The organism is Oleiphilus sp. HI0079 (genome assembly GCF_001635105.1).
Genome location: NZ_LWFT01000731.1, coordinates 1 through 1,100, shown reverse-complemented (window position 1 = coordinate 1,100; position 1,100 = coordinate 1). Strand labels below are relative to the sequence as shown.

Genomic DNA, 1,100 nt, shown 5'->3' with positions numbered 1-1,100 from the left:
CGGTTTAGACGGTGAATTTTTCGCCTTCGGCAATGCCCACCTTAATAAAAAAGTCACTCTTACATAACTACTATAAAAGAATAAATCGTCCACAAAAGCGTCTCAGCGTCTATCGCTGTTGAAGTGTGTCGTTTTGTACAACTTGGGAAGAGCAGAGTATGTCCATGAGTTTAGTTATTCATATGCTTGAGGTGTGTGTAGCCGTTCTGTCAGCGATGCTTGCTTGGCAAGTTGCCCGACAATATAAGCTTCAAGTCGATCGTTTTACCGAAGAAGCTTTGTCCGGCTTTTCGGCTTCTGCTGTCGTCACTCCGCAAGGTTTAACTAGCGGTACGTCTGATGAAGTTCAACGTAAAGAGCCTTTTATATCTCGGGAATCGTTAGCCAGAAGTCTTTCGCCAGGTATCAGTGACGAGCCACTGGCGAAAAAAGAAAGCGTCGAGTCTGCTGTTGATGCTAGACAAGGTGCATCGCATGTATCTGCTCAGATTTCAGGGAGTGTCCCGGAGAAGGCTGAGCAGGCAGGTTCGGCTCTAGATATTCTAGATGACTACATTGGTGGCTTCTTCGAAGATTCGGGTAAATCTGAAGTTGAGATCAAGGCTTTTCGCTCGGTAGGTGAGCAGGAAGTAGAAAGCTATTATCGATCCGACGCCGGCAATGACCATATTTCCGCGATTGCTCCTGCTGTCGATCTGACAAAGTACAAAGCGTCTACTGCTGATGCTGCGGAACAGATTCCTGTGCTGCGAACGCCAATCCCGGAGTCTTTAATCACGGAGCGTTTTCTAGAGCAAGTGAAAGAGCTTGATGAAGAGGTAATTTTGGTAGAAGAAAAGCAGCAAGTTGTTTCCAGAGAAAGCGTCATGTCAGACAAGGTTGTGCTTGCGATGCTTGATGAAGCCAAGTTGGTGGGAACCCACTAATCGTTCGTCATTTAATCTGACATTTTTTACCAAAAGAGAATGCGGGCGCCGAAGTGGCGCTCATTTTGTTTCCCCTCCCTTTTCTACATATTCCACTAAAGTTATTTAATTTAATCCCACGGTAAGGCTTAGCTCTGTGCTTCTGTCTTGTTCGCTGCTACTCTTCGCGCGTTC

Annotated in this window: 1 protein-coding gene; it reads left to right on the top strand. The window is 46.1% G+C overall.

What is annotated here, in order from left to right:
* The first annotated feature begins 158 nt into the window (after positions 1-158).
* Entirely contained in the window at positions 159-926 is a 768-nt protein-coding gene (locus tag A3750_RS13305; protein ID WP_156498577.1) for a hypothetical protein, read from the top strand.
* The last annotated feature ends 174 nt before the right edge of the window (positions 927-1,100 follow it).